This window comes from Rhodobium gokarnense (assembly GCF_025961475.1).
Taxonomy (GTDB): domain Bacteria; phylum Pseudomonadota; class Alphaproteobacteria; order Rhizobiales; family Rhodobiaceae; genus Rhodobium; species Rhodobium gokarnense.
Genome location: NZ_JAOQNS010000003.1, coordinates 425,919 through 449,348, shown reverse-complemented (window position 1 = coordinate 449,348; position 23,430 = coordinate 425,919). Strand labels below are relative to the sequence as shown.

General features: G+C 67.0%; 21 protein-coding genes. 8 read left to right on the top strand and 13 right to left on the bottom strand.

Annotated features, from left to right (window positions below; translation table 11 throughout):
* Nucleotides 1-106 precede the first annotated feature (106 nt).
* The 3 genes from M2319_RS07280 to M2319_RS07270 all read right to left on the bottom strand — a co-directional run bounded on the left by M2319_RS07280 (nucleotide 107) and on the right by M2319_RS07270 (nucleotide 5,742).
* Nucleotides 107-532, bottom strand: a complete 426-nt coding sequence (locus M2319_RS07280) for an RNA-binding S4 domain-containing protein (protein WP_264600782.1) — start codon at nucleotides 530-532, stop codon at nucleotides 107-109.
* A gap of 7 nt (nucleotides 533-539) precedes the next feature.
* Nucleotides 540-3,869 carry a helicase-related protein gene (locus M2319_RS07275; protein WP_264600781.1) on the bottom strand — a complete coding sequence of 1,110 codons (3,330 nt, stop codon included), beginning with the start codon at nucleotides 3,867-3,869 and terminating at the stop codon, nucleotides 540-542.
* A 1,018-nt stretch (nucleotides 3,870-4,887) separates the two neighbouring features.
* Nucleotides 4,888-5,742: a DUF3108 domain-containing protein gene (locus tag M2319_RS07270; RefSeq protein WP_264600780.1), complete on the bottom strand. Its 855-nt coding sequence runs from the start codon at nucleotides 5,740-5,742 to the stop codon at nucleotides 4,888-4,890.
* Between the two features lie 307 nt (nucleotides 5,743-6,049).
* Between M2319_RS07270 and rpmB the strand changes: the two genes are divergently transcribed.
* Nucleotides 6,050-6,346, top strand: coding sequence for a 50S ribosomal protein L28 (gene rpmB, locus M2319_RS07265; protein WP_264600779.1), 297 nt, complete (start codon nucleotides 6,050-6,052; stop codon nucleotides 6,344-6,346).
* A 103-nt stretch (nucleotides 6,347-6,449) separates the two neighbouring features.
* Nucleotides 6,450-7,103 carry a queuosine precursor transporter gene (locus tag M2319_RS07260; RefSeq protein ID WP_264600778.1) on the top strand — a complete coding sequence of 218 codons (654 nt, stop codon included), beginning with the start codon at nucleotides 6,450-6,452 and terminating at the stop codon, nucleotides 7,101-7,103.
* Here M2319_RS07260 and M2319_RS07255 read toward each other — a convergent pair.
* From M2319_RS07255 to M2319_RS07240, 4 genes are all read right to left on the bottom strand, one after another.
* Nucleotides 7,066-8,157: an esterase-like activity of phytase family protein gene (locus M2319_RS07255; protein ID WP_264600777.1), complete on the bottom strand. Its 1,092-nt coding sequence runs from the start codon at nucleotides 8,155-8,157 to the stop codon at nucleotides 7,066-7,068. The two genes, M2319_RS07260 and M2319_RS07255, sit on opposite strands and share 38 nt — an antisense overlap.
* A 10-nt stretch (nucleotides 8,158-8,167) precedes the next feature.
* Entirely contained in the window at nucleotides 8,168-10,069 is a 1,902-nt protein-coding gene (gene cobT, locus M2319_RS07250) for a cobaltochelatase subunit CobT (protein WP_264600776.1), read from the bottom strand.
* A 22-nt stretch (nucleotides 10,070-10,091) separates the two neighbouring features.
* Complete coding sequence (gene cobS / locus M2319_RS07245; protein ID WP_264600775.1) at nucleotides 10,092-11,078, bottom strand: cobaltochelatase subunit CobS; 987 nt, start codon at nucleotides 11,076-11,078, stop codon at nucleotides 10,092-10,094.
* Nucleotides 11,079-11,329: 251 nt separating this feature from the next.
* Nucleotides 11,330-11,959, bottom strand: coding sequence for a J domain-containing protein (locus tag M2319_RS07240; RefSeq protein WP_264600774.1), 630 nt, complete (start codon nucleotides 11,957-11,959; stop codon nucleotides 11,330-11,332).
* Between the two features lie 142 nt (nucleotides 11,960-12,101).
* Between M2319_RS07240 and M2319_RS07235 the strand changes: the two genes are divergently transcribed.
* Entirely contained in the window at nucleotides 12,102-12,380 is a 279-nt protein-coding gene (locus M2319_RS07235) for a BolA family protein (RefSeq protein WP_264600773.1), read from the top strand.
* Nucleotides 12,381-12,470: 90 nt separating this feature from the next.
* On the opposite strand, the gene M2319_RS07230 is transcribed toward M2319_RS07235, so the two are convergent.
* Nucleotides 12,471-13,115, bottom strand: a complete 645-nt coding sequence (locus tag M2319_RS07230; RefSeq protein WP_264600772.1) for a peroxiredoxin — start codon at nucleotides 13,113-13,115, stop codon at nucleotides 12,471-12,473.
* Between the two features lie 437 nt (nucleotides 13,116-13,552).
* Between M2319_RS07230 and M2319_RS07225 the strand changes: the two genes are divergently transcribed.
* Complete coding sequence (locus tag M2319_RS07225) at nucleotides 13,553-13,924, top strand: hypothetical protein (RefSeq protein ID WP_264600771.1); 372 nt, start codon at nucleotides 13,553-13,555, stop codon at nucleotides 13,922-13,924.
* Between the two features lie 80 nt (nucleotides 13,925-14,004).
* Here M2319_RS07225 and M2319_RS07220 read toward each other — a convergent pair whose 3' ends face one another.
* The 4 genes from M2319_RS07220 to M2319_RS07205 form a co-directional block, all read right to left on the bottom strand.
* Nucleotides 14,005-15,282 (bottom strand): HlyC/CorC family transporter, encoded by a 1,278-nt coding sequence (locus M2319_RS07220; RefSeq protein WP_264600770.1) that lies wholly within the window; start codon nucleotides 15,280-15,282, stop codon nucleotides 14,005-14,007.
* Entirely contained in the window at nucleotides 15,279-16,418 is a 1,140-nt protein-coding gene (gene aroB, locus M2319_RS07215) for a 3-dehydroquinate synthase (protein WP_264600769.1), read from the bottom strand. Before aroB ends, M2319_RS07220 begins: the two co-directional genes overlap by 4 nt.
* The gene (locus tag M2319_RS07210) at nucleotides 16,415-17,011 is read right to left on the bottom strand and encodes a shikimate kinase (protein WP_264600768.1); all 597 of its coding nucleotides are present in this window, start codon (nucleotides 17,009-17,011) and stop codon (nucleotides 16,415-16,417) included. The genes aroB and M2319_RS07210 overlap by 4 nt, the downstream gene beginning before the upstream one ends.
* A 71-nt stretch (nucleotides 17,012-17,082) precedes the next feature.
* Nucleotides 17,083-17,238, bottom strand: coding sequence for a hypothetical protein (locus M2319_RS07205; protein WP_264600767.1), 156 nt, complete (start codon nucleotides 17,236-17,238; stop codon nucleotides 17,083-17,085).
* A gap of 13 nt (nucleotides 17,239-17,251) precedes the next feature.
* Here M2319_RS07205 and M2319_RS07200 point away from each other — a divergent pair, with 13 nt between their 5' ends.
* From M2319_RS07200 to M2319_RS07185, 4 genes are all read left to right on the top strand, one after another.
* Nucleotides 17,252-17,395 carry a histidine kinase gene (locus M2319_RS07200; protein ID WP_264600766.1) on the top strand — a complete coding sequence of 48 codons (144 nt, stop codon included), beginning with the start codon at nucleotides 17,252-17,254 and terminating at the stop codon, nucleotides 17,393-17,395.
* A 5-nt stretch (nucleotides 17,396-17,400) separates the two neighbouring features.
* Complete coding sequence (gene xerD / locus M2319_RS07195; RefSeq protein ID WP_264600765.1) at nucleotides 17,401-18,327, top strand: site-specific tyrosine recombinase XerD; 927 nt, start codon at nucleotides 17,401-17,403, stop codon at nucleotides 18,325-18,327.
* A 148-nt stretch (nucleotides 18,328-18,475) separates the two neighbouring features.
* Complete coding sequence (locus tag M2319_RS07190; protein WP_264600764.1) at nucleotides 18,476-19,429, top strand: acetyl-CoA carboxylase carboxyltransferase subunit alpha; 954 nt, start codon at nucleotides 18,476-18,478, stop codon at nucleotides 19,427-19,429.
* Nucleotides 19,430-19,649: 220 nt separating this feature from the next.
* Nucleotides 19,650-20,993 carry a L,D-transpeptidase family protein gene (locus tag M2319_RS07185; protein ID WP_264600763.1) on the top strand — a complete coding sequence of 448 codons (1,344 nt, stop codon included), beginning with the start codon at nucleotides 19,650-19,652 and terminating at the stop codon, nucleotides 20,991-20,993.
* Between the two features lie 513 nt (nucleotides 20,994-21,506).
* Here M2319_RS07185 and M2319_RS07180 read toward each other — a convergent pair.
* On the bottom strand, nucleotides 21,507-23,282 hold the full coding sequence (locus tag M2319_RS07180; protein WP_264600762.1) for an SLC13 family permease: 1,776 nt from the start codon (nucleotides 23,280-23,282) through the stop codon (nucleotides 21,507-21,509).
* Nucleotides 23,283-23,430: the final 148 nt, after the last annotated feature.

Genomic DNA, 23,430 nt, shown 5'->3' with positions numbered 1-23,430 from the left:
ATATGCACCTTTGGGCATGCTTCGCTGGTCTGACTAGCCCGATCGGGGCGCCAGCGCAAGCGGCGCCGCGCCGCAGGCAGGCTGATTTTTTTCAATGGTTCCAGCTTCAGTCGTCGCCATGGCGAAACGCGTCGATGCGGCGCCGTTCGCGCTTGGTCGGACGGCCGGCGCCGTGCTCGCGCTGGCCGGGCGGCAGGGGCCGTTCCTCGCGCGGGCGCTTGACCACCGGCGGGCTGAGGTCCTCGTAGAGTTTTTGCGCTTCCGGGGCCGGGCCGCGGCGCTCGCCAAGGCCGAGGATGCGCAGCACCTTGACCTGGCGCTCCAGGGTGATGGTGAGGACGTCGCCGGGCCTCACGGTCTCGCTGGCGCTCGAAATCTTCTCGCGGTTTTTGCGCACGCGGCCGGAGACGGCGAGCTTCTGGGCCAGGGTGCGGGTCTTCACCACCCGGGCGAACCACAGCCACTTGTCGATCCGCAGACGCGCGTTGCCGGCCTCCGCACCGCCCGTGGCTTCGGGTCCCGTGTCCGCCATCTCCCGATCAGCCCTTGTCGTTCTGCTTCTCCAGGTTCTTTTTCAGGGCGGCGAGGGCAGCAAAGGGCGAATCCGGGTCCGGCTGCTTTTCCGGCCGGCGCTCGCGCGGCTTGGACGGTCCGCCGTCGCCGCGGCCGGGACCACCGCGATTCGGGCCACCGCGATCCGGACCACCCCGATTCGGGCCGCCACCACCGGGCTTGCCCTTGCGGTGGCGATGGCGCGCGCCCTTGCCGTCGCCGGCACCCTCCGGCCCGTCGCCGCGCTGGCGTTCGCCGCCGGCCTGGCGCTCACCGGCCTCGCCGCGCTTGCCGCGATGGCGGCCGGGCTTGCCCTTGCCGTGGCGGTTGCCGCGGCTCGGGCGCCAGATCTCGACGATCTGCGGTTCCTCGGAAGCGGGGGCCGCTTCGGCAGCCGGTTCGGAGGGGGCCTCGGCAGCGGCTTCGACCGTGCCTTCTGCGGATGCGGTTTCTTCGGACGTTGCATCCGCAGGCGCCGGCTCGGGCTCGGCGCTTTCCGCCGCGGCCTCTTCGGCCGCTGCGGGTTCCTCCGGCGTTGCGGTGTCGGGCGCGGGCTCTGCCGGCTCTTCGGTGTCGGCGGACGCCGGCTCGGCTTTTTCGGCCGTTGCCTCGTCAGTGGCCGTCTCCTCGGCGGGAGCGGTCGGCTCCGTGGCCTCGGCGGCGGCCGTCTCGCCTGCAGGCGTTTCCGTGCGTGCCGCTTCCGGCGTCTCCGGCGCGGCTTCGGACGGTGCTTCCGTGGCCGGGCCCTCCGCTTTTCCCGGAGCGTCTCCGGCGGCAGCGGTCTCCTCGGCCGGTGCGTCAGATGCGGCTGCCGGCTCTGAGGGCTCCTTCGGCGCTTGCGGTTCGACGGTGCGGCGCTCGCGGCGGTAGCCGAGGGCGGTCAGGATCGACGCGAAGTCCTCGCCGGAACAGCCGAGCAGCGAGGTCATGGCGACCGTCACGGTAAAGCCGCCGCCTTCCGGGATCGCGCCCTCCGGCGGCTCGCCGGCGGCGGGATTGGGGCGCCAGCCGATCAGCGGACGGGTAAGGTCCGCCAGGCGCTCCAGGATGTCGATGCGTACGGCGCGCTCGCCGCAGGGCTTGAAGCCGACGAGGCGGTAGATGGTCGCCGGGATCTCCTTGTCGACCGGCACCGAGGTGCGGCCGGAGGCGGACAGCTGCGGCAGTTCCACGAGACCGGGCGTCTCGTCGTCGGCGTTCTTCAGCGCCCAGAGCTGGACGATAAGGCGGCTCGGCGCCGGCTTCAGGAGGGCCGGCAGGTAGATGTGGTAGGCGCCGAAGCGCACGCCGTAGCGGCGCAGGACCGCACGGGCCTCCTGGTCGAGCTGGCGCACGTCCTCGGCCACTTCCGGGCGCTCGACCGTGCCGAGATTCTCCACCAGCCGGAACGCGATGCCGCGCGACAGGCCGGTGATGTCGGCGGCGTCGCGCAGGTCGACCAGCGGCTTCAGGAGCGTTTCGATGGTCTGGCCTGTGAACAGGTCGAGGCGCTTCTGGACCATGTCGCGGTGGGCGCCGTTGAGCTGCTCGTCGGCGAGCACGACGACCTGGGGCTTCAGAACGTCGTCGGAGGCGGCGAGCCTGCCGACCAGTTCGCCGCGCCAGCGCAGCGCCCCCTCGTCGGTCAGCACGATGTCCTCGTTCGGCGCTTTTTCCAGCCGCTCGGCGCGGGCGACGATCTCGCTCGCCAGGGCCTGCTGGGCGGCGGCCCTCAGAGCTTTCATCTCCGAGCCGTTGGCGTTCGGGTCCGGGGTGAACCGGAACCCGTGAAGAAGACCGACATGCTGTCCCTCGACGGTCACGTCGCCGGTCTGGTTGATCTCAGCTTCGAGCATGGCCTTTTCCCGGAGTCGCCTCATTAACACGCTGGTTCGCCGGTCGACGAAACGCTGGGTGAGTTTTTCATGCAGGGCATCGGACAAACGGTCCTCGATGTCTCGGGTGCGTTCCTGCCAATGCACCGGATCGCGCAGCCAGCCCGGACGGTTGGCGACATAAGTCCATGTCCTAATATGCGCGATGCGATTGGACAATGCATCGATGTCGCCGTCCATGCGGTCTGCGAACGCGATCTGGCCGGCAAACCAGTCGTCGCCGATGCGTCCCTCGCGGGCGAGATAGCCGTAGAGGGTGGTGATCAGCTCGGCGTGGTTGGCCGGCGCGATCTTGCGATAGTCGGGCACCTGGCAGACGTCCCAGAGCAGCCGGACGCGGCGCTCGTCGGCGGCCATCGTCGCGGTGTCGTCGTCGCGCAGGGCGTATTCCAGTGAGATGAGGTCGGTCCCGGGGGGCGCGCGGGTCAGGCCCTCTTCTTTCGGCGTCACGTCGAGCGAGGCGCGCAGCGCGTCGACGCTGGCGAAATCGAGCGCGGAATTCCGCCATTGCAGGGTGCGCACCGGCAGGAAGGCATGGTTCTCCAGCGATTCGACCAGATCGTCGTCGAAGGGATCGACCCGGCCGGTGACGCCGAAGGTGCCGTCGCGGGTGTGGCGGCCGGCGCGGCCGGCGATCTGGCCGAGTTCGGCCGGCGTCAGTGGGCGGTACTGGTAGCCGTCGAACTTGCGGTTGGCGGCGAACGCCACGTGGTCGACGTCGAGGTTGAGGCCCATGCCGATGGCGTCGGTGGCGACCAGGAACTCCACCTCGCCGGACTGGAACAGGGCGACCTGGGCGTTGCGGGTGCGCGGTGATAGCGCACCGAGGACGACGGCGGCGCCGCCCCGCTGGCGGCGGATCAGCTCGGCGATGCCGTAGACCTCGTCGGAGGAAAAGGCGACGACGGCGGAGCGGGCCGGCAGGCGCGTGATCTTCTTGGCGCCGGCATAGGCCAGCACCGACATGCGCGGCCGGGTGATGACGTTGAGGCCCGGCAGCAGCCGTTCCAGGAGGCCGCGGACGGTGGCGGCGCCGAGCAGCAGCGTCTCGCTCTGGCCCCTGAGGTTCAGGATGCGGTCGGTGAAGACGCGGCCGCGCTCGAAATCGGCGGCAAGCTGGACCTCGTCGATGGCGACGAAATCGGCGTCGGTCTCGCGCGGCATCGCCTCGACGGTGCAGACATAGTAGCGCGGTTGCGGCGGGACGATCTTTTCCTCGCCGGTGATCAGCGCGACGGCGTCCTCGCCGATGCGGGTGCAGATGCGGGAATAGACCTCGCGGGCGAGCAGGCGCAGCGGCAGACCGATGACGCCGGACGCATGGCCGATCATCCGTTCGATGGCGAGGTGGGTCTTGCCGGTATTGGTCGGGCCGAGAACGGCCGTGACGGTGCGGGCCCGAACCGACCGCGGCAGCGGCGCCGCGTCACTTTTCAAGGTCATCCGGATGTTCGTATTCCGCTCGGTCTCAGGTTTTCAAGGGAGCGCCCCGCCAATGCGACGTCCGGCCGCCTGTCGGCAGAAGCGGTGGAGGCGTCCAGCCCGTCCCCAAGCCCCTAGCACATTCCGGGTCGGTCTGTCTCTCTCATGCTTTCCGGCGCATCCGTCGCGCAACCGGAACGAGTCTTGAACAAAAGGGGGGCGAATCGCTGACTCACACAGATTCAGGATTCGTTCCGCTTTTTGCGGCCCCGCCTGTCAAGCAGGTGCGCGCCTTGCGCAAATCCTAACGGCGCCAAGGGCTTGCGGCGTCGATTGGTTAACGAAGCGATCAGGGGCGGAACGCAGCATGGACGAATCGCTTCAGATCGCGTGTTCCGGGTTTGGTCCGGCGCCATCTTGTAGCCGGCGAAAGTTCCGGCGCAATATCTGGGAGCCGGCCTGGGCGGCGTTCCGCGCCCCTGGCCGCTGTCGTTAACCCTCCTGTGCCGATACGGAACAGATTACCGCTACGCGAAAAAGAATCATGGTGAACAAAGGGTTATCCAGGTCGCTCGAATTGTCCGAATGTCGTTAACCGTTGGACCGGGAGGGGAACGGAGCCGGCACGAATCATTTTCTACGCCCGGTTTCGGCTTCGTTCCCGACGATATCTGTCCGGATTTCGTCGCGACCCACGAGATATGGATCGGCGGCAACAGCAGCTCTCGGCGCCGGGTTTAACGTCGTTAACCTTTTCGTGCCGGAACGGGAATTTTTGCGCGCCTGCACCCTCGATGCGGCGCGGCACGCACTTCAACTAATACGTGTACAAAAATAAGGATGGGTTGAGAAAGCGATCGGCCGTCGTGCCGGCCCAGAGACGGTCCGGAACACCGCGGCCATCTCAAAAGGACAAAGGAGAGCGGCGTTACGCCGCTAGGCGCTCCCCCAACGCAACGCGGCCGCCATTGATGGCGGCCGGCAAGAGCGACGTCTTCTTCGTGTGCTGCGTTGCGCGGCCCGGCGGTCGGGCGCCGGCCTACTCGTTGACGGCGGCGGCCTGTTTCTGCTCGCCGACCATGCGCAGGCGCCGGGCCTCGACCACCAGCGGGCCCATATTGGTCTCCATGGAGATCCGGTAGGGCACGAAGAGCGGCAGGTCGCCGACCGGGGCGAGCCAGGCTTCCATGGTGCGGTTGTCGGCCATTTTCTTGACCGAGACCTTGTGCGGGCGGTGGCCGGCGACGGGCACCCAGCGGGCGCCGCAGACGACGACGGTTCCCTGATAGTCCGGGTTCTTGACCTCGCGGGTGCCCTTGTAGCTGAACTTGACGTCATAGCGCGTCCAGCCGTCGAAGACGGGGATCGTCCGCTTGCAGGCGCTGGCGTCGAGCTTCGCCTCGCGGCCGGTGGCCGGGAACAGGACGGCGCTCAGGGGATCGAGGATGTTGCGCTTGTGGCGCTTGGTCACCGGAATGCGATCCGGCACCTTGCGCAGCTTCGGGCTGACGGCGAGCTTGCGGACTGCGCCGCGGTTGAGCGCCATCGACACCTTGGTGGCGTCGCGCTTGCCGGAGTTGGAGCGAAGATCGTAGCGGGCCGGGGTGACGTGGGAGCGGCGCAGCCAGCCGGTCGCCTCCGCGTTGCCCTTGCCGGAGGAGAACAGCCGGCCGAGGCCGGAGGAGTGCATGTCAAGCTTGGCGGAGTAGGCGTCGTTCTGGACGACCAGGGACAGCCGGCCCTCGGCGAAGCGGAAGCCGGCGACCGAGACCGCGTAGATGCCGCCGACCTTGGTGGTCTTGGCTATGGCGGGAACGGCAACGACCGCGGAGGCAAGGCCGGCGAAAAGGCTTGCTCCGAGGACGGCAGACTGGAACATCGTTCTTGAACGCACCGAACTCTCCCCTGTCGAAGGTTACGATCGACGCGGGCAGCAATGGGCGCTCCCCAAACCGTCCCTCGATGACGCGGTAAACGGCGATCACGTCGATTGTTGGGCGACATGGTAACCGCCAAGTTAACGAGGAGCGAAATTGCCCGGGCTGTTGCGACTTTTCGCGGCGATTGGCGGCAGAAAGCTTGACGCTCGCGCTTGCGGCTCATATAGGAGGGCAACTTTTTTCACCGAATGACGGATCGATCGGATCGGCGACGCATCGGCGCCCGCCACCGGATCTCCGATGATGAGAAGGAACTCGACCATGGCCCGGCGTTGCGAACTCACCGGCAAGGCGGTTTTGACCGGCAACAATGTCAGCCACGCGAACAACCGTACGCGCCGCCGCTTCCTGCCCAATCTCTGCGATGTCTCGCTGCTCAGCGACACCCTCGGCAAGACCGTGCGGCTTCGCGTCTCGGCCAGTGCGCTGCGCACCGTGGAGCATCGCGGCGGCCTCGATGCGTTCCTCGCCAAGGCGGCGGATTCGACGCTTTCCCAGCGTGCCCTGTCCGTCAAGCGCGAGATCGAGAAGAAGCGCACCGCCGAAGCGGCCGCGTAAGCTTCAGCGCTGACACCACGACCGCACGACGCAAGGCACAGCGCCGCCCGCGGCCGGAAGGCGCGGGGCGGCGTTCGGCGTTTCTGACAGAGGATATCGGCCAATGACCGCCACCAAATCGCGCACACTTCCCTTCGCCGCCGGCATCCTCGCCATGGCGGCCGTGGTCGTTGCCTCCAATATCCTCGTCCAGTATCCGGTCGCAGCCTCGATCGGCGCGCTCAATCTCGCCGATCTCCTGACCTGGGGCGCCTTCACCTATCCGGCCGCCTTCCTCGTCACGGACCTCACCAATCGCCGGCTCGGCCCTTCCGCCGCGCGCCGGGTGGTGCTGGTCGGCTTTGCCTTTGCCGTCGTCCTCTCCGTCGTGCTGGCGACGCCGCGGCTCGCGATCGCGTCGGGCTCGGCGTTCCTCGTTGCCCAGCTTCTCGACGTCGCCGTCTTCAACCGCCTGCGCAATCGCGTCTGGTGGGTGCCGCCGGCGGTCTCCTCGCTGATCGGTTCGGTGGTCGATACCGCCGTCTTCTTCTCGCTCGCCTTTGCCGCGTCCTTTGTGGTTTTCGGCCCGAACGATGGGTTCGCCATCGAGGCGGCTCCGCTGCTTGGCCTCTTCGATATCGCCGTGGTGCCGCGCTGGATGTCCTGGGCGCTCGGCGACTTCTCGGTGAAGCTTCTGGTCGCCGCCCTGCTCCTGGTGCCCTACCGGGTGGTGCTGTCGTTCATTCAGCCGCAGGCTTTGGAAGCACGGCCGGTCTGAGCTTGAAGTCGCCCTTTTCGTGCGGCACCGGCGGCTCGATCAGCCGGAAGCGCAGTAGCAGCGTGCGCTGCAGAAGCGAACGGTTGTCGTCGGATATCAGCGTCAGCACCGTGTCGCCATTGTCGCCGACATGGACCGAAAGCCCTTCCATATTGTCGATCTGGTAGCCGAAATCGGCGGTCATCATCTCGATGCCGTCGACGGTCGTGCCGGCCTTTAGCGCGGCACAGGGGATGCGCCTTACGCGCATGCCGACGCCTTCGGCGAAATTGAACAGCCGCTCCAGGATGAGGAGGTCGCCGTCCGGCAGGAAGGCGGCGTCGGTGATGCTGAAGTCTCCCTCCAGGCGGACGCGGAACCGGCCGGCGTTCGGCCCGCCGATGATCCAGGCCGGGATGTCCCGGTCGGAGCGCGGATCGCGCTCGGCAATGGCGATGACCTCGGCCTTGAGCGGGCAGGTCTCGGGCGGCACGGCGATCGCCTCAAGGCCGCGATTGCCGCGCAATTTCCCGATCGCCTTCGGGATCTTCATGCGCTTGCCGCGGCCGAGGAAGGTGTCGAGGTCTTCCGGAAAGCGCTCCAGCCGGTGATCGCCTTCAAACGAGACGATGAACTGTTTCGGGTCGGGACCGCGGGTCAGCACGACGGATTCCGCGTCGGCGTCGTGGCCGACGATGACCTCGCCAGCGGCATCGAGCATCGGGGCGATGCGGGCGTCGTGGATCGCTGTCGGGCGGCCGTCGGCCTCGACGTCCAGCTTGGCGTCGAACCAGAAGCCGTTGTCGGAAATGGCGACGATGCGGCGGCCCTTGTCGAGGCTGACGAGGCCGCTCAGCGCGCCGAAATGGCGGTTCGGCGACCACAGCTCGAAGCCGCCCAGATATTCCAGACGGCCGAAGCGGGAAAGGTCGGGATAGCCGATCCTGAAATGGGCGATCGGCGCGGAGCGGACCTCGATGCTTTCCGGTCCCGGCGGGATCCTCGGGGCTGCCGCCGCGGCAAGCGGAGCGGCGAGGGCGCAGCAAAGGAGGAGCGCGCCAAGCGCCGTCCTCATGCGCGGCGCCTCATCGCGTCGCCCTGCGGCGCGCCGCGCCCTGGTCCCGGTGGCGCTCCGCCGGCGGGTCGTCGAAGAGGTCCGCGAGCTGGTCGGTCATGGCGCCGGCGAGTTCGTCCGCATCGACGATGGTGACGGCGCGGCGATAGTAGCGGGTGACGTCGTGGCCGATGCCGATGGCGATCAGCTCCACCGGCGAGCGCTCCTCGATTTCCTCGATGACCTGGCGCAGGTGCCGCTCCAGGTAGTTGCCGGAATTGACCGACAGGGTGGAGTCGTCGACCGGGGCGCCGTCGGAGATCATCATCAGGATGCGGCGGTTCTCCGGGCGGGCGAGAATGCGCTTGTGGGCCCAGTCCAGGGCCTCGCCGTCGATGTTCTCCTTCAGGAGCCCCTCGCGCATCATCAGGCCGAGATTGCGCCGGGCCCGGCGCCAGGGCGCATCGGCCGCCTTGTAGACGATGTGGCGCAGGTCGTTGAGGCGGCCGGGAAGCTGCGGCTTGCCGTTCTGCAGCCAGTGCTCGCGAGCTCGCCCGCCCTTCCAGGCGCGGGTGGTGAAGCCGAGGATCTCGACCTTGACGCCGCATCTTTCCAGGGTGCGGGCGAGGATGTCGGCGCAGATCGCGGCGACCGTGATCGGCCGGCCGCGCATGGAGCCGGAATTGTCGAGGACGAGGGAGACGACGGTGTCGCGGAACTCCGCCTCGCGTTCGCTCTTGAAGGCGAGCGGCTGCATCGGGTCGGTGACGACGCGGGTGAGCCGGGCGGTGTCGAGGATGCCCTCTTCCAGGTCGAAGTCCCAGGCGCGCTGCTGCTGGGCCATCAGCTTGCGCTGCAAGCGGTTGGCGAGCCGGGCGACGGCGCCGGTCAGGTGGTCGAGCTGCTTGTCGAGGTGGCTGCGCAGGCGGTCGAGCTCGGCGGCGTCGCACAGCTCCTCGGCCTTGATCGTCTCGTCGAAGCGGGTGGTGTAGACCTTGTAGTCGAATTGCGGCGGCCGGTTGCTGAGCCGCTGGTCCGGGCGTTCCGCCTCGCCGGCCTCGCTGGGGTCGGCGGTGAGGTCCTGGTCGTCGACGCTGTCGGCATAGGTGTCGGTCGCTTCGGCATCGCCCGCTTCCGATTCCTCGCCGGAGACCTCGATCTCTTCGGGCGAGGAGGCATCGGCGGCATCGCTTTCGTCGCTCTCGCCGTCCACCTCCGTGTCGCTCATGTCCGAGCGGTCGTCGTTGTCGTCCTCGTTGCTGTCGTCCGGATCGCCGCCGAGCTGGTCGGCCATGTCCAGCGAGACGATCATGTCGCGCACGGTGACGGCGAAGTCGCGCTGGTCCTCGAGGGCCTCCATCAGCCGGTCGAGGTCGCCGCCGGCCTTTTCCTCGATCATCGGGCGCCACAGGTCGACGATGTGCCTTGCGCTCTTGGGCGGTGGCGTTCCCGTCAGCCGCTCGCGCACCATGAGGGCGACGATCTCCTCCATCGGCGCGTCGTCGCGGCTCGTCATCTCGTGGTACTTGCTGCGGTGGTAGCGGTCTTCCAGCATGGCGTTGAGGTTGCCGGAAACGCCCTTCATGCGCTGGGCGCCGATGGAATCGCAGCGCGCCTGTTCGACGGCCTCAAAGAGGGCGCGGGCGTTCTGGCCTTCCGGCATCAGGGAGCGGTGGAGGGCCGGATTGTGGGCGGCGAGCTTCAGGGCGATGGAATCGCCGACGCCGCGCAGGATGGCGATATCGTTGCGGGTCGGCCGGCGCGGCGGCTCGGGCAGCCGTGCCTTGTTGCCGGCCATGCCCGGCCGATCGGTGGCGAAGCTGACCTCAAGGTCGTCGCGGCCGGAAATCGCGCGCATGGTGATGCCGACGGCCCGCTTGACGGGCTCGGTCGGCGCCGCTGCCTTGCTGTTCGGCCGGTGGTTCGAGGTCATCGCGGCTCCCGCATTCCCTGGCTCAGGACAGGACGACGTTGGCCGCCGATTCCGGCAGGTCGCGGTCGAAGCAGCGCTGGTAGAATTCGGCCACCACCGGGCGTTCCAGTTCGTCGCACTTGTTGAGGAAGGTGACGCGGAAGGCAAAGCCGAGGTCGCCGAAGATGTCGGCGTTCTCCGCCCAGGTGATGACTGTGCGCGGGCTCATCACGGTCGACAGATCGCCGTTGATGAAGGCGTTGCGGGTCATGTCGGCGACGCGCACCATCTTGGAGACCGTGTCGCGGCCCTCGTCGGACTGGTAGTGCTTGGCCTTTGCCAGCACGATGTCGACCTCGTTGTCGTGCGGCAGGTAGTTCAGCGTGGTGACGATCGACCAGCGGTCCATCTGGCCCTGGTTGATCTGCTGGGTGCCGTGGTAGAGGCCGGAGGTGTCGCCGAGGCCGACGGTGTTGGCGGTGGCGAACAGCCGGAAGCTCGGATGCGGACGGATGACCCGGTTCTGGTCGAGGAGCGTCAGCCGGCCCTGGACCTCCAGCACGCGCTGGATGACGAACATGACGTCCGGGCGGCCGGCGTCGTACTCGTCGAAGACCAGCGCGGTGTTGGTCTGCAGCGCCCAGGGCAGGATGCCGTCGCGGAACTCGGTGACCTGCATGCCCTCGCGGACGACGATCTGGTCCTTGCCGACCAGGTCGATGCGCGAGATGTGGCTGTCGAGGTTGATGCGCACGCAGGGCCAGTTGAGCCGGGCCGCGACCTGCTCGATATGGGTCGACTTGCCGGTGCCGTGGTAGCCGGTGACGATGACGCGGCGGTTGCGGGCAAAACCGGCGAGGATCGCGAGCGTCGTGTCGCGGTCGAACAAATAGTCCGGGTCGACGTCGGGGACGTGCTCGTCGCGGTCGGAAAACGCCGGAACTTCCAGATCGGTGTCGATGCCGAACACCTGCCGGACGGAAATCTTCATGTCGGGCACGCCGGCGAGGGCTTCTGCGGTCTCAGTCATTGTCTATCCCCGGGCTCCGCGGGAGGTCGCGGATGTCGTTGGCGGACGCTTCTTTCAGGTCCTGGAGGCTGATCATAGGAGCATTTAGAACATCGGGCGGCGAATTGAAAACCATTCCCGCCGGCCGGCGGGCGGAATCGGCGGCGGGCCGACGCGGGAAGGCGCAAAAAGCCGCCACTTTGCGGCCCTTGAAAATTCCTTCCAAAAACGGCGATTCAGTGTCAGGGCGCTGCCGGCCGCACGGCGCGCGGTCAGCAGAAGCCGGCCTGCTTGAGGATGTTGTAGGCCTGGATGACCTGGCGCAGGCGCTCTTCCAGCGAGCGGTCGCCGCCATTGGCGTCCGGGTGGTGGCGCTTCACCAGTTCCTTGAAGCGGGCCTTGATCTCGGTCTTGTCGGCGGACAGCTCCAGCTTCAGCACCTCAAAGGCGTGGCGCTGGGCCTTGGTGAGGCGGCGCTCGCGCCGGGCGGCGCGGCTCTCCGCGCCGTGGTCCTTTTGGCCGCGGAAGAACTCGAAGGGATCGTAGGTGCGGGAGTTCCAGCGCCGGCGGGCGCGTGCCGCGATGCTCTCCTCGGCCTCGGTCGGTGAGCGGTTGGCGCCCATCTTCCAGGTCGGGCGGTGGCCGATGGCGGAGTTCTTCAGGTAGGCGGCGATGGCGTCGTTGTCCATGCCGGAGAAGTAGTTGTAGGACTTGTTGTACTGGCGCACGTGGTCGAGGCAGAAGTTGAGATACTCGCCCTCGCGGTTGCGGCCCATCGGCGCGCGGTGGGGCGCGGCGGCCTCGCAGCCCTCCCAGTCGCAGGTCGGGTGTTCGCGGGTGACCGGCTGCTCCTTGGTGCGCCTGACCCTGATCTGGTCGAATATGGCCGAGTCGAATTTCATGGGCGGATTATGTCGGGTGCAGCAGGCAGGAACAAGTCATTGACCGCCGCGAAACGGCGCGTGAGTCCCCTGGCGGTCATCGGAATGATTCCTAGATAGTGAGTCGACGCGGCTTTGGAAATAGGTGGTTTCGCCAGTGAGCATGAGAGACAAGATTGAAGCAAAACTTAAACTTGCCCTTCGGCCGGAGAGCATCCGGGTCGAGGACGAGTCGGCCAAGCACGCGGGCCATATCGAGCGGCACGGCCATGCGGACCAGGGCGGCGACACCCATTTCCGGGTCTGGATCGTCTCCGACATGTTCGCCGGCAAGAGCCGGGTGGAATGCCACCGGATGATCACCGATCTCCTCGCCGAGGAGTTCGACGCCGGGCTCCATGCGCTGGCGATCCACAGCTCCACCCCGGCGCAATCGGCGTAACGGACGCTCCTGTCACAGCGCGAAAAAAATGGCGGTCGCGCGTGCGCGGCCGCCTTTTTCGTCGGTGTCTATGGTCGGCTCAGATATGGGTCAGACCGTGGTCTTTGAGAAGTACCAGTCGGTGTAGTCGTAGCCTTCGGAGGCGCGCTTGTCGGCGGCATCGACCGTCATCGGCGGCGGCACGATCACCTTGTCGCCGGGCTGCCAGTTCTCCGGCGTTGCCACCTTGTTGGCGTCGGAGGTCTGCAGGGCGGCGATCAGGCGCACGAACTCGTCGATCGAGCGGCCGTTCGACATCGGGTAGTAGACCATCGCCCGAAGGATGCCTTCCGGATCGATGATGAAGGTGGCGCGCACGGCCGAGGTGTCGCTGGCGCCCGGCTGGATCATGCCGTAGGCCTTGGCGACCTGCATAGACAGGTCGGCGATGATCGGGAACTTGATGTCGACGCCCCAGTGCTCCTTGATGTTGCGGACCCAGGCGATGTGCGAGTGCGGGCTGTCGATCGACAGGCCCAGGAGCTCGCAGTTCATGGCCGCGAACTTGTCGTGGGCGTTGGCAAAGCCCATGAACTCGGTGGTGCAGACCGGCGTGAAGTCGGCCGGGTGCGAGAACAGCACCAGCCACTTGCCGCGGTAGTCGGCGAGCGACTTCTCGCCGTGGGTGGTCGGGGCGGTGAAATCGGGGGCCGGCCTGTTCAGTTGGGGGAAGGCGGGCGGGGTTTCGGTATCCATCGCGAGGGCTCCTTATATGCGATTTAGAATGATTATATTATTGGAGGTTTTCTAATATTAGGAAAGCCTGAATTTCCGATCCTGCCAATTTGTCGCAGGCACGAGGAATTTCCGTTTTTCAGCAAGGACTTTGCACGATTTCGGGTCGCTGCAGACTCTACTGCAAGCGCCTGCCAAAGGAATTGAACATCCGCAATCGCGGGATGTGACATGCCGACTTATCCAGGGCATGCGGGGCCGCGGTGCGGACATTCGACGGCGCAATTGCGGCCGAAAATCCGGCAAGCGGACAAATGGTGACGGGCATCACAACGGCCGGGTCCGATCTCTCCTACCTTTCAATCATCGACGGACGGCAAGCCGCCGCCGCCGGACCAGAAAAAGCCAGAGACAGGAACCCGCGGGGCAGAGCCCCCCGCAAACCCGGAGACGAAACGATGTTTGCCAAGACCCTGTTCGCCAAGTCCAAGACCACCGTTTGCGGCCTGACCGCCGCCGCGATCCTCGCCGGTTCGCTGGCCTCCACCTCGGCCACCGCCGCGCCGATGAATGTCGGTCCGGCGCTCGCCAAGGCCGAGATCAGCGCCGACACCTCGGGCGACGTCACCAAGGTCGGCTGGCGCCGCCGCCACCGCCACCACCACGGCGGAGCCGCTGCCGCGGGCCTCGTGTTCGGCCTTGCCGCCGGTGCCATCGCCGCCGGTGCCTATGCCCAGCGGGACTGCGGTTGGGTGATCGTCCGCAAGAAGCGCTACAACCGCTGGGGCGAGCGCGTGATCGTCCGCAAAAAGGTCTGGGTCTGCGACTGATCGACCCCTGCCAGCCAGATCCAGTACCGAGGGCCTCGCCATCCGGCGGGGCCTTTGGCGTTTTTGGACGGTGCCCGGCCCTATTGCTCCGCCGGTGCCGTGGTGATGCGCAGGCGGGTGATGCGGTTCTTCAGCTTCCTGAGGACCACGAACTTGAAGCCGTAGAATGTGAAGGCCTGGCGCTCCTCCGGGATCATCCGGGCCTCGTGGATGACGAGGCCGGCGATCGTCGTTGCCTCCTCGTCGGGAAGCTCCCAGTCCATCACCCGGTTGAGGTCGCGGATCGGCACCGAGCCGTCGACCAGCACCGAGCCGTCCGGCTGCGGGCGCACGCCTTCAACGACGACGTCGTGCTCGTCGGAGATCTCGCCGACGATCTCCTCCAGGATGTCTTCAAGCGTGACGAGGCCCATGACCTCGCCGTACTCGTCGACGACCATGGCGAAATGGGTCTTCTTGCGCAAAAAGGCGTTGAGCTGGTCGTGCAGGTTGGTGGTGTCGGGCACGAACCAGGGCGCGGCGATGACGGCGTTGAAGTCGAGTTTCGTGGCGTCCCAGTGGACCTCGGCGAGGGAGCGCAGGAGGTCCTTGGCGTGGATGACGCCGACGATGTTCTCCTGCTCGCCCTGCCACAGCGGCAGCCGCGTGAAGCTCGACGACAGGATGGCGTCAACCAGCTTTTCCGGCGGATCGTCCGCGTTCAGCATTTCCATGTTGGTGCGGTGGACCATGACGTCGGAGACTTCCAGCTCCGAGAGGTCGAGGAGGCCGCCGAGCCGGTCGCGCTCCGCCTTGATGAGGCCGCCTTCCAGGTGCTGCAGGTCGACGGCGCCGCGCAGTTCCTCGCGGGCCGACAGCACCGCCTGGTTCTCGTCGACGACGGCGCCGAAGGCACGCAACAGCCAGCGAACGAAAATCTCGATGCCCGCGATCAGCGGTCCGAACACAAAGACGATGATGCGGACCAGCGGTGAGACCGCGATGGCGAAACGGTCCGGGTCGCCGATCGCCCAGGTCTTCGGCAGCACCTCGGCAAAGACCAGCACCAGGAGCGTCATGATCAGCGTCGCATAGGCAACGCCGGCATCGCCGAACAGCGTGATGAGGACGCTGGTGGCGAGCGCCGAGGCGAGGATGTTGACGAGGTTGTTGCCGAGAAGCAGCGCGCCGATCAGGCGCTCGCGGGTGGCGATCAGCCTGGATACGATCTCCGCGCGCCGGTCGCCGGTCTTTTCGAGCTGGTGCATTCGCGCGCGGGAGGCGGCCGTCAGCGCCGTCTCGGAGCCTGAGAAAAAGGCCGAGAGGATCAGCAGCGCGAAGATCCCGCCAATCATCAGCCACAGGGCAATGTCGGTCATTTCTTGAGCTCTTCGACGAGGAAGGCGGCGACGTCGTCGGCGGCAATGTCGCGGGCGATGAACGACTTGCCGATGCCGCGGGCAAGGACGAAGGTGAGCGTGCCGCGCGTCACCTTCTTGTCCTGGGCAATCAGGGTCATCAGCCGTTCGACGGCAAGGACGTCGCCGGGGATGTCGGAAATGCGGGTCGGCAAGCCGGCCGCCTTCAGATGCGCCTCGACGCGGTCCGCATCGCCAGGTGAACAAAGGCCCATCCTGACGGAGAACCGGAACGCCTGGCACATGCCGACGGCAACGCCCTCGCCGTGGAACAGGCGGTCGGAAAAGCCCGTCGCGCCTTCAAGGGCGTGGCCGAAGGTGTGGCCGAGATTGAGGAGGGCCCGGACGCCGCCCTCGCGCTCGTCGGCGGCGACGACCCGGGCCTTGGCCTTGCAGCTCGTGGCGATCGCCGAAATCCGCGCCTGGCCGCCGGCGAACACCGCCTCGCGGTCGCGCTCCAGCCAGCCGAAGAATTTCGGATCGTCGATGAGGCCGTATTTGGCGACCTCGGCATAGCCCGACGCGAACTGGCGCGGCGGCAGGGTGGAAAGGGATGCCGTGTCGGCAACGACCAGGGCGGGCTGGTAGAAGGCGCCGACGAGGTTTTTTCCCTGGGGTGCGTTGATGCCGGTCTTGCCGCCGACCGAGGAGTCCACCTGGGCGAGCAGGGTGGTCGGCACCTGGACGAATTGCATGCCGCGCCTGACGGTCGCCGCGACGAAGCCGGCGAGGTCGCCGACGACGCCGCCGCCGAGCGCGACCACCACATCGCCGCGCTCAAGCCGCGCTTCCAGCACGTGGCCGACGAGATCCTGGTAGACGGAGAAGCTCTTGGAGGCCTCGCCTGGGGCGACGGTCAGCACCTCGTTCTCGATGCCGGCGTCGGCAAGGCTCTCGCGCAGGGCCGCAAGGTGCAGGCCGGCGACATTTTCGTCGGTGATGATGACGGCGCGCGCGCCCGGCAGGCGGGCGGCGACCTCTGCGCCCGCGCGGTGGATCAGGCCGTCGCCGATGAGGATGTCGTAGGAGCGTTCGCCGAGCGCGACCGTCACGGTGTCTTCAGCCGCCGCCACACTGGCGGCGAGGGGGGCGGTCATGTCGGGCGGTCCTCGTTGGAAAGATACTGGGTGAGGGCGGCAAGGCCCTCCGCGACGATGGTCTCGTGGGTGACGTCGCGGGAATGAAGCGTGATGTCGGCGGTCGCATAGACCGGATTGCGCTCCGAAAGCAGCCGTTTCATGACGCCCTCCGGGTCCGGATCCTTGAGCAGCGGGCGGTGCGACTTGCGGCGCACGCGCTCCATCAGCACCGGGAACTCGGCCTTCAGCCAGACCGAGATGCCGCCCTCGGCGATCGCCGCCCGCGTCTCGGCATCCATGAAGGCGCCGCCGCCGGTCGCCAGCACCTGCGGGCCCTCGCCGAGGAGGCGGGCGATGACCCGGCGCTCGCCGCTGCGGAAATAGGCCTCGCCGTGCTCGGCAAAAAGCTCCGGGATGGTCTTGTTCGCGGCGCTTTCGATCTCCGCGTCGGCGTCGACGAAGGCAAGGCCGAGGGCGGTGGCGAGGCGCCGGCCGATCGAGGTCTTGCCGGCGCCCATCATGCCGACCAGCACGACGGAACGCGCGCCGAGGCCGTCGCGGATCGCGGCGGCTTCGGTACTCGGCGGTGCTGTCGTTGCGTCGGTGCCCATGCTCCGGTCCGGATCGTGTTGCTGGTCGCTCGGCTCTGGCCGTTCGGCTCTGGCCGTTCGGTTCTGGCCGCTCACGCGCGGCGGTTGCCGGCGCCCGCTTCCTCGACGTTTGAGCCCATGAAAATCATGACTGTCAAGACTTTCGCCCGCACGCCAAGCCCCTTGCACTTGGCGGCGGCATGGTCGACATAGGGGCGAAGACCTGTTTTTGCGCTGTATCCCGTCAACGGCCCGCCTCCCATGCCGACATTAACACGCTATATAGCTGTTCTGGTCATTCTGGCGTCCATCGCCTACGGGACGATGTTCGCGCTCGTCACCTATGTCGACCCGGCAACGCGGCAGATGAGCTATCCGATCTCGGATGACCGGTTCAACAGGTAAGGGGCATGGCCGGCTGGCAGCACCTTGAAAGCTTCCTGGAAGTCATGGCCGTGGAACGCGGCGCCGCCGACAACACGCTCGACGGCTATCGCCGCGACCTTGCCGATTTCTCCGAATTCCTGAACGACCGCGGCAGCGATCTCGAAGGCGCGTCCGCCGACGATGTCAGCGCGTATATGAACGCGCTGGCGAAACGCGGCTTTGCCGCCAGCTCCCAGGCGCGGCGGCTTTCGGCGCTGCGCCAGTTCTATCGCTTCCTCTATGGCGAGGGGCTGCGCGGCGACGACCCGACCGGCAAGGTCGACAGCCCGAAGCGGCAGCGGCCGTTGCCGAAGATCCTGTCGGAGGCCGATGTGGGCCGGCTGATCGATGCCGCAAAGAGCCGGGCCGGCACCGGCACGACCGATGCCCAGCGGCTGCGCAGCCAGCGCTTCTACGCGCTGCTTGAGGTGCTCTACGCGACGGGCCTGCGCGTTTCCGAACTGGTCAGCCTGCCGGCCTCGGCGGTTGCCGGCGACAACCGCGCCATCACCGTGCGCGGCAAGGGCGGGCGCGAGCGGCTGGTGCCGCTGTCCAATGCCGCGCGCCAGGCGATGCGGGACTATGCGTCGCTTCGCAAGGAGCTCGGCAAGGACCGGCCGAGCCCGTGGCTGTTCTCTTCCTCGGGTGGCAGCGGCCACGTCACCCGGCAGGCCTTCGCCCGCGATTTGAAGGACTTCGGGGTAAGCGTCGGCCTTGCCGCGGCGAGCCTTTCGCCCCATGTGCTGCGCCATGCCTTTGCCAGCCATCTCCTCCAGAACGGCGCCGATCTTCGGATCGTGCAGCAACTCCTCGGCCATGCCGACATTTCGACCACCCAGATCTACACCCATGTGCTCGACGAGCGGCTGAAACGGCTGGTCAACGAGCACCATCCGCTCGCCCATCCCTGACACGCGCCGGCCCCCGCGGCGTCCGTGAGACTTGACAGTTTTGCGCCCCGGCGCCAGTGTCGCGCCGCAAAATCGGGCCTGTGGGAAAACCCCGAAAGGTCCGGGGGACTGCGCCTCCCGTCCCGTTCCCTGCTGACAATGGTTCCGTATGCACAACTACCTCGAATTCGAAAAACCGGTCGCCGATCTTGAAGGCAAGGTCCAGGAGCTGAGGGCGATCGCCTCGGACGATGCCTCGGTCGACACCACCGAAGAGGTCACCAAGCTGGAGGCGAAGGCGCTGCAGGCGCTGACCGACCTCTATGCCAAGCTGACGCCGTGGCAGAAGACCCAGGTCGCCCGGCATCCGGACCGGCCGCACGCGGTCGACTACATCAACCGGCTGATCAAGGATTTCGTGCCGCTCGGCGGCGACCGCAAATATGCCGAGGACCACGCCATCGTCGCCGGCATGGGCAAGTTCCGGGACATTCCGGTCGCCGTTCTCGGCCAGGAAAAGGGATCCGACACTAAGTCGCGGCTGCACCACAATTTCGGCATGGTGCGCCCGGAGGGCTACCGCAAGGCGGTCAGGATCATGGAGCTGGCCGAACGCTTCAACCTGCCGGTCATCACCTTCGTCGACACCGCCGGCGCCTATCCCGGCATCGGTGCCGAAGAGCGCGGCCAGGCCGAGGCGATCGCCCGCTCGACCGAGGCGTGCCTGGCGCTCGGGGTGCCGAACGTTTCCGTCGTCATCGGCGAGGGCGGCTCGGGCGGGGCGATCGCGATCGCCACCGCCAACCGGGTCTTGATGCTGGAGCACTCGATCTACAGCGTGATCTCGCCGGAGGGCGCGGCCTCGATCCTGTGGCGGGATTCGTCGCGGGCCCAGGACGCCGCCAGCAATATGAAGATCACCGCCCAGGATCTCCTGAAGCTCGGCATCATCGACGACATCATCGCCGAGCCGCTCGGCGGCGCGCACCGGGATCACGAAAAAATCATCGACGATGCCGGTGCGGCGATCCATTCGGCGCTGCGGGCGCTTAAGGGCCAGAGCAAGCAGGAACTGGTGCGCATGCGCCGGGAAAAATTCCTGCGCATCGGCCGCGAGCTTTGACAAGTCACGGAAACGCCGGAATCTTTTGATGAAAGATGCCCGCTGCGCCCGACCGGCGCCGGCGGCCCTTACGCATGGCGTGACGGTTAACGTCGCGTCAACGCGCCGGGCCTAGGCTCGTCGGCGAGGATTGCGCCAGGGTAGCGCAAAGGGTAGCGACTTTGGGGTAGCACCTGGGGGTCGGACGGCTTTTGCCGTTCTGGTTCAGGGACTGGAAGGAATGGTTTCGACCAAAATGTTGCGTCTTCTTGCTGCGGCAGCGACCGTCCTGGTGCTCGCCGCCTGCCAGCCAGACCAGATCGGCTATGGCTCGAACAAGCATCTGCAGCCCTTGAGCGCGGAAATGCGGGGCAAGATCAACGATCTCAACATGTCCCTCTATTCGCCGATCCTTGTGCGGATCTTCAAGGAGGAGAACACCCTTGAGGTCTGGAAGGAGAAGAAGACCGGCCGCTTCGCGCTCCTCAAGACCTACCAGATCTGCGCCTGGTCCGGAAAGCTCGGGCCGAAGTTCAAGGAAGGCGACCGGCAGGCGCCGGAGGGCTTCTACGAGATCTATCCGGCACAGATGAACCCCAATTCGGACTACTATCTTTCCTTCAATCTCGGCTTTCCGAACGCCTATGACCGGGCGCACGGGCGCACCGGCTCGCATCTGATGGTGCACGGCGCCTGCTCCTCGCGCGGCTGCTACGCCATGGAGGACGCGCAGATCGCGGAGATCTATGCGCTGGCGCGCGATGCGTTCAAGGGCGGCCAGCGGGCGTTCCAGGTGCAGGCCTTGCCGTTCCGCATGACGCCGGAGAACCTGGCCAAGCACCACGACGATCCGAACATGGATTTCTGGCTGATGCTGAAGGAGGGCTACGACCACTTCGAGATCGCGCATCAGCCGCCGAAGATCGACTATTGCGGCAAGCGCTACGTCTTCAATGCGGTCTCGGAGAACGACAGCCTCCACTTCAACGCCCGCGCCGCCTGCCCGGACTATACGGTGCCGCCGCACCTGGCGACCGCGGTCGCCTCCAAGCAGAAGAAGGACGAGGCCAAGACGCTGGAGATCGTCGCCCGGCTGGAAGAAGAGGCGCGGCGCAAGGAAGAATGGGAAAAGCGCCAGAAGATGCTGGCCGAGGTGCTGGGCGCCAAGAAGGGGTCCGAGGGCGCCGCGATCGCCGAGGCAGGCTCCGTGGATGACCGCGATCCGGCTCCGACTGGTGCCCTGGTGGCCGCCGGTAGTGCGACGCAGCAGGCCGACGTGCCGGCGCCCAAGCCCGGCAGCACCATGGCCCTGAGGTCGGAACGCGAGAGCGGCGTCGGCTCGTTCTTCGGCGGCATTTTCGGGGATAAGGGCACGCCGGCTGAAGGGGATGCTGCGGCCGCGCCGGAATCGGGGACGCAAGAGGCCGGGACCGAGACGGCGAAGGCCGGCACTCCCGTGCCGCCGGCGGAGGTTTCGTCGGCAGGTTCCGGCGAGCCCAGTGTGCCGACCGCAAAGCCTGCCGCGGCCGCTCCGCAGGACAAGGACGACTCGGTGCTGCCGAGCTGGCTGCGCATCGGCGGGTAGGGTGCCGCGACAGGGTCGACGATGATGAAGGGCGCCGGTTTGGCGCCCTTTGCTTTGGCGTGGAGATTCGGGTTGGTCGCCGCGTGGCGACGTCTGGCACATCTTCCGGCGCGAGCGTGCTTGGCAACCGCCGCTCTGGATCGCTTCGCTGCGCTCGCGATGACGGTTTTTTCAATGTTCTCAGTGTCATTGCGAGCGAGCGAAGCGAGCGCGGCAATCCAGCCGGCGTTGCCGATAGGCGCAGCGCTTAATGCGATGCCCACCCGTCCGCCAGAACCTCAGCCGTCACCCCGGCCGCAGCGAAGCGGAGAGCCGGGGCCTATTGCCCTTGTCCATACGGGATGCCGGACGTGTTGGAACGAGAAGATCGCGTGGACATCGGCCATGCCAAGACCCGGGAAGGGCTGCCCGTGTCGATAGGGGCATTGGGTCCCGGGTCTCGCTTCGCTCGCCCGGGATGACGGGAGAGGGGATCGCGAGCGCAGTTTCCCAGAACGCACCGCTCCACCCTCCTCAAAACGGCCAGACCAACAGGATCATCGGTACCGCCACGGCGACGACGATGAGTTCCAGCGGCAGACCCATGCGCCAGTAGTCGCCGAAGGCGTAGCCGCCGGGGCCGAGGATGAGGGTGTTGTTCTTGTGGCCGATGGGGGTGAGGAAGGCGCAGGAGGCGGCGACGGCGACGGCCATCAGGAACGGATCGGCATTGGTGCCCATGCGCCCGGCGATGTCGACGGCGATCGGCGCGGCGACCACCGTTGTCGCCGTGTTGTTGAGGACGTCCGACAGGGTCATGGTCACGATCATCAGCAAGGTGAGCGTCACCGTCGGGCCGTAGCCCTCGGTCAGGCTGACAATGCCCTTGCCGATCAGCGCCGTGCCGCCGGCGGTCTCCAGCGCCGCGCCGAGCGGGATCATGGAGCCGAGCAGCACGACCACCGGCCATTCGATGTGGTCGTAGACCTGGCGGATCGGCACGATGTCGAAGGCCACATAGGCGGCCACGACAATCGCCAGGGCAACGGGCAGGTAGAGGAGGCCGAAGGAGGCGAGGGCGACGGCGCCGGCAAAGAGCGCGATCGCCGGCCAGGCCCGGTCGGAGCGGGTGATCTGCAGGTCGCGCTCGGCGAGCGGCAGGACGCCGAGCCATTCCACGACATTGGATAGCCGTTCTTCCGGTCCGAGCAGCAGGAGCACGTCGCCGGGCCGGATGGTCAGTTTGCGCAAGCTTTCGGAAAACCGCTTGCCGGAGCGCGAGACGCCGAGGAGGGTCACGCCATGGCGGTAGAGGAGCCGCATGGACATGGCCGAGCGGCCGGCGATGCGCGCGTCGCGCGGCACCACCACTTCCATCAGGTTCATGCCGCCGCCCTCGGCGCTGCGGTGCTTTTCCTCGCCCTGGAACTCCAGCTTCAGCTTGGAGGCGAACTGGTCGAGCGCGTCGGGCTTGGCCTCCACGACCAGGATGTCTCCGGCCTGGATCTCGACCCGGCGGGCAAGTCCGGCCATGCGCTGGCCGCCCCGCACCAGGCCGAGGATCTCCGTGTCGGTCTCGATCGCCACCTCGTCCAGCTCGGAGACCTTCATGCCGACGGGCTTCGATTTCTCGCCGACGACCAGTTCGGAGATGTAGCCCTTGACGTCGAACAGCTCCTTGACCGCGTTGCCGGCGTTCTTGTCCTGCGGGATCAGGCGCCAGCCGACAAGGGCGACGAAGGCGATGCCGACGACGGCGCAGGCAAGGCCGACGGGGGCGAAATCGAACATGTGGTAGGGGCTGCCGAGCGCCCGGTCGCGGAACTGGGCGACGATGATGTTGGGCGGCGTGCCGATCAGCGTGACGAGGCCGCCGAGGATGGTGGCAAAGGCGAGCGGCATCAGGGTGAGGCCCGGGCTGCGTTCGGCCTTGGCGGCGGCGTTGAGGTCGACCGGCATCAGGAGCGCGAGGGCGGCGACATTGTTCATGACGGCCGACAGCGCACCGCCGAGGCCGGCCATGACGGCGATGTGGGCGGAGAGGCTTCGTCCCGCATCGATCAGCTTGCCGGTCAGCATTTCCACGGCGCCGGAGACGACGAGGCCGCGCGAGACGACGAGCACCAGGGCGACGATGATGGTCGCCGGATGGCCAAAGCCGGAAAACGCCGCTTCCTTCGGCACGACGCCGAGCACGAGCCCGGCCAGCAGCGCGACGAAGGCGACGAGGTCGTAGCGGAACCTGCCCCATAGGAGCATCGTAAAGACGAGCCCGAACAGGCTGAACAGGATGATCTGGTCGGTGGTCATGCAGCCTCGCGGAAGAACGGAAATGGAAGGGCGGTGACAGGCGCCGCGGCTTTGGCAATGGCGGAGGACGCTGACGGTCTTATGGCGCAGTCATAGCAGGCCGGCAGCCGGCATGAAACTCGGGGACCGCCGATCCGGTTCCACTGGC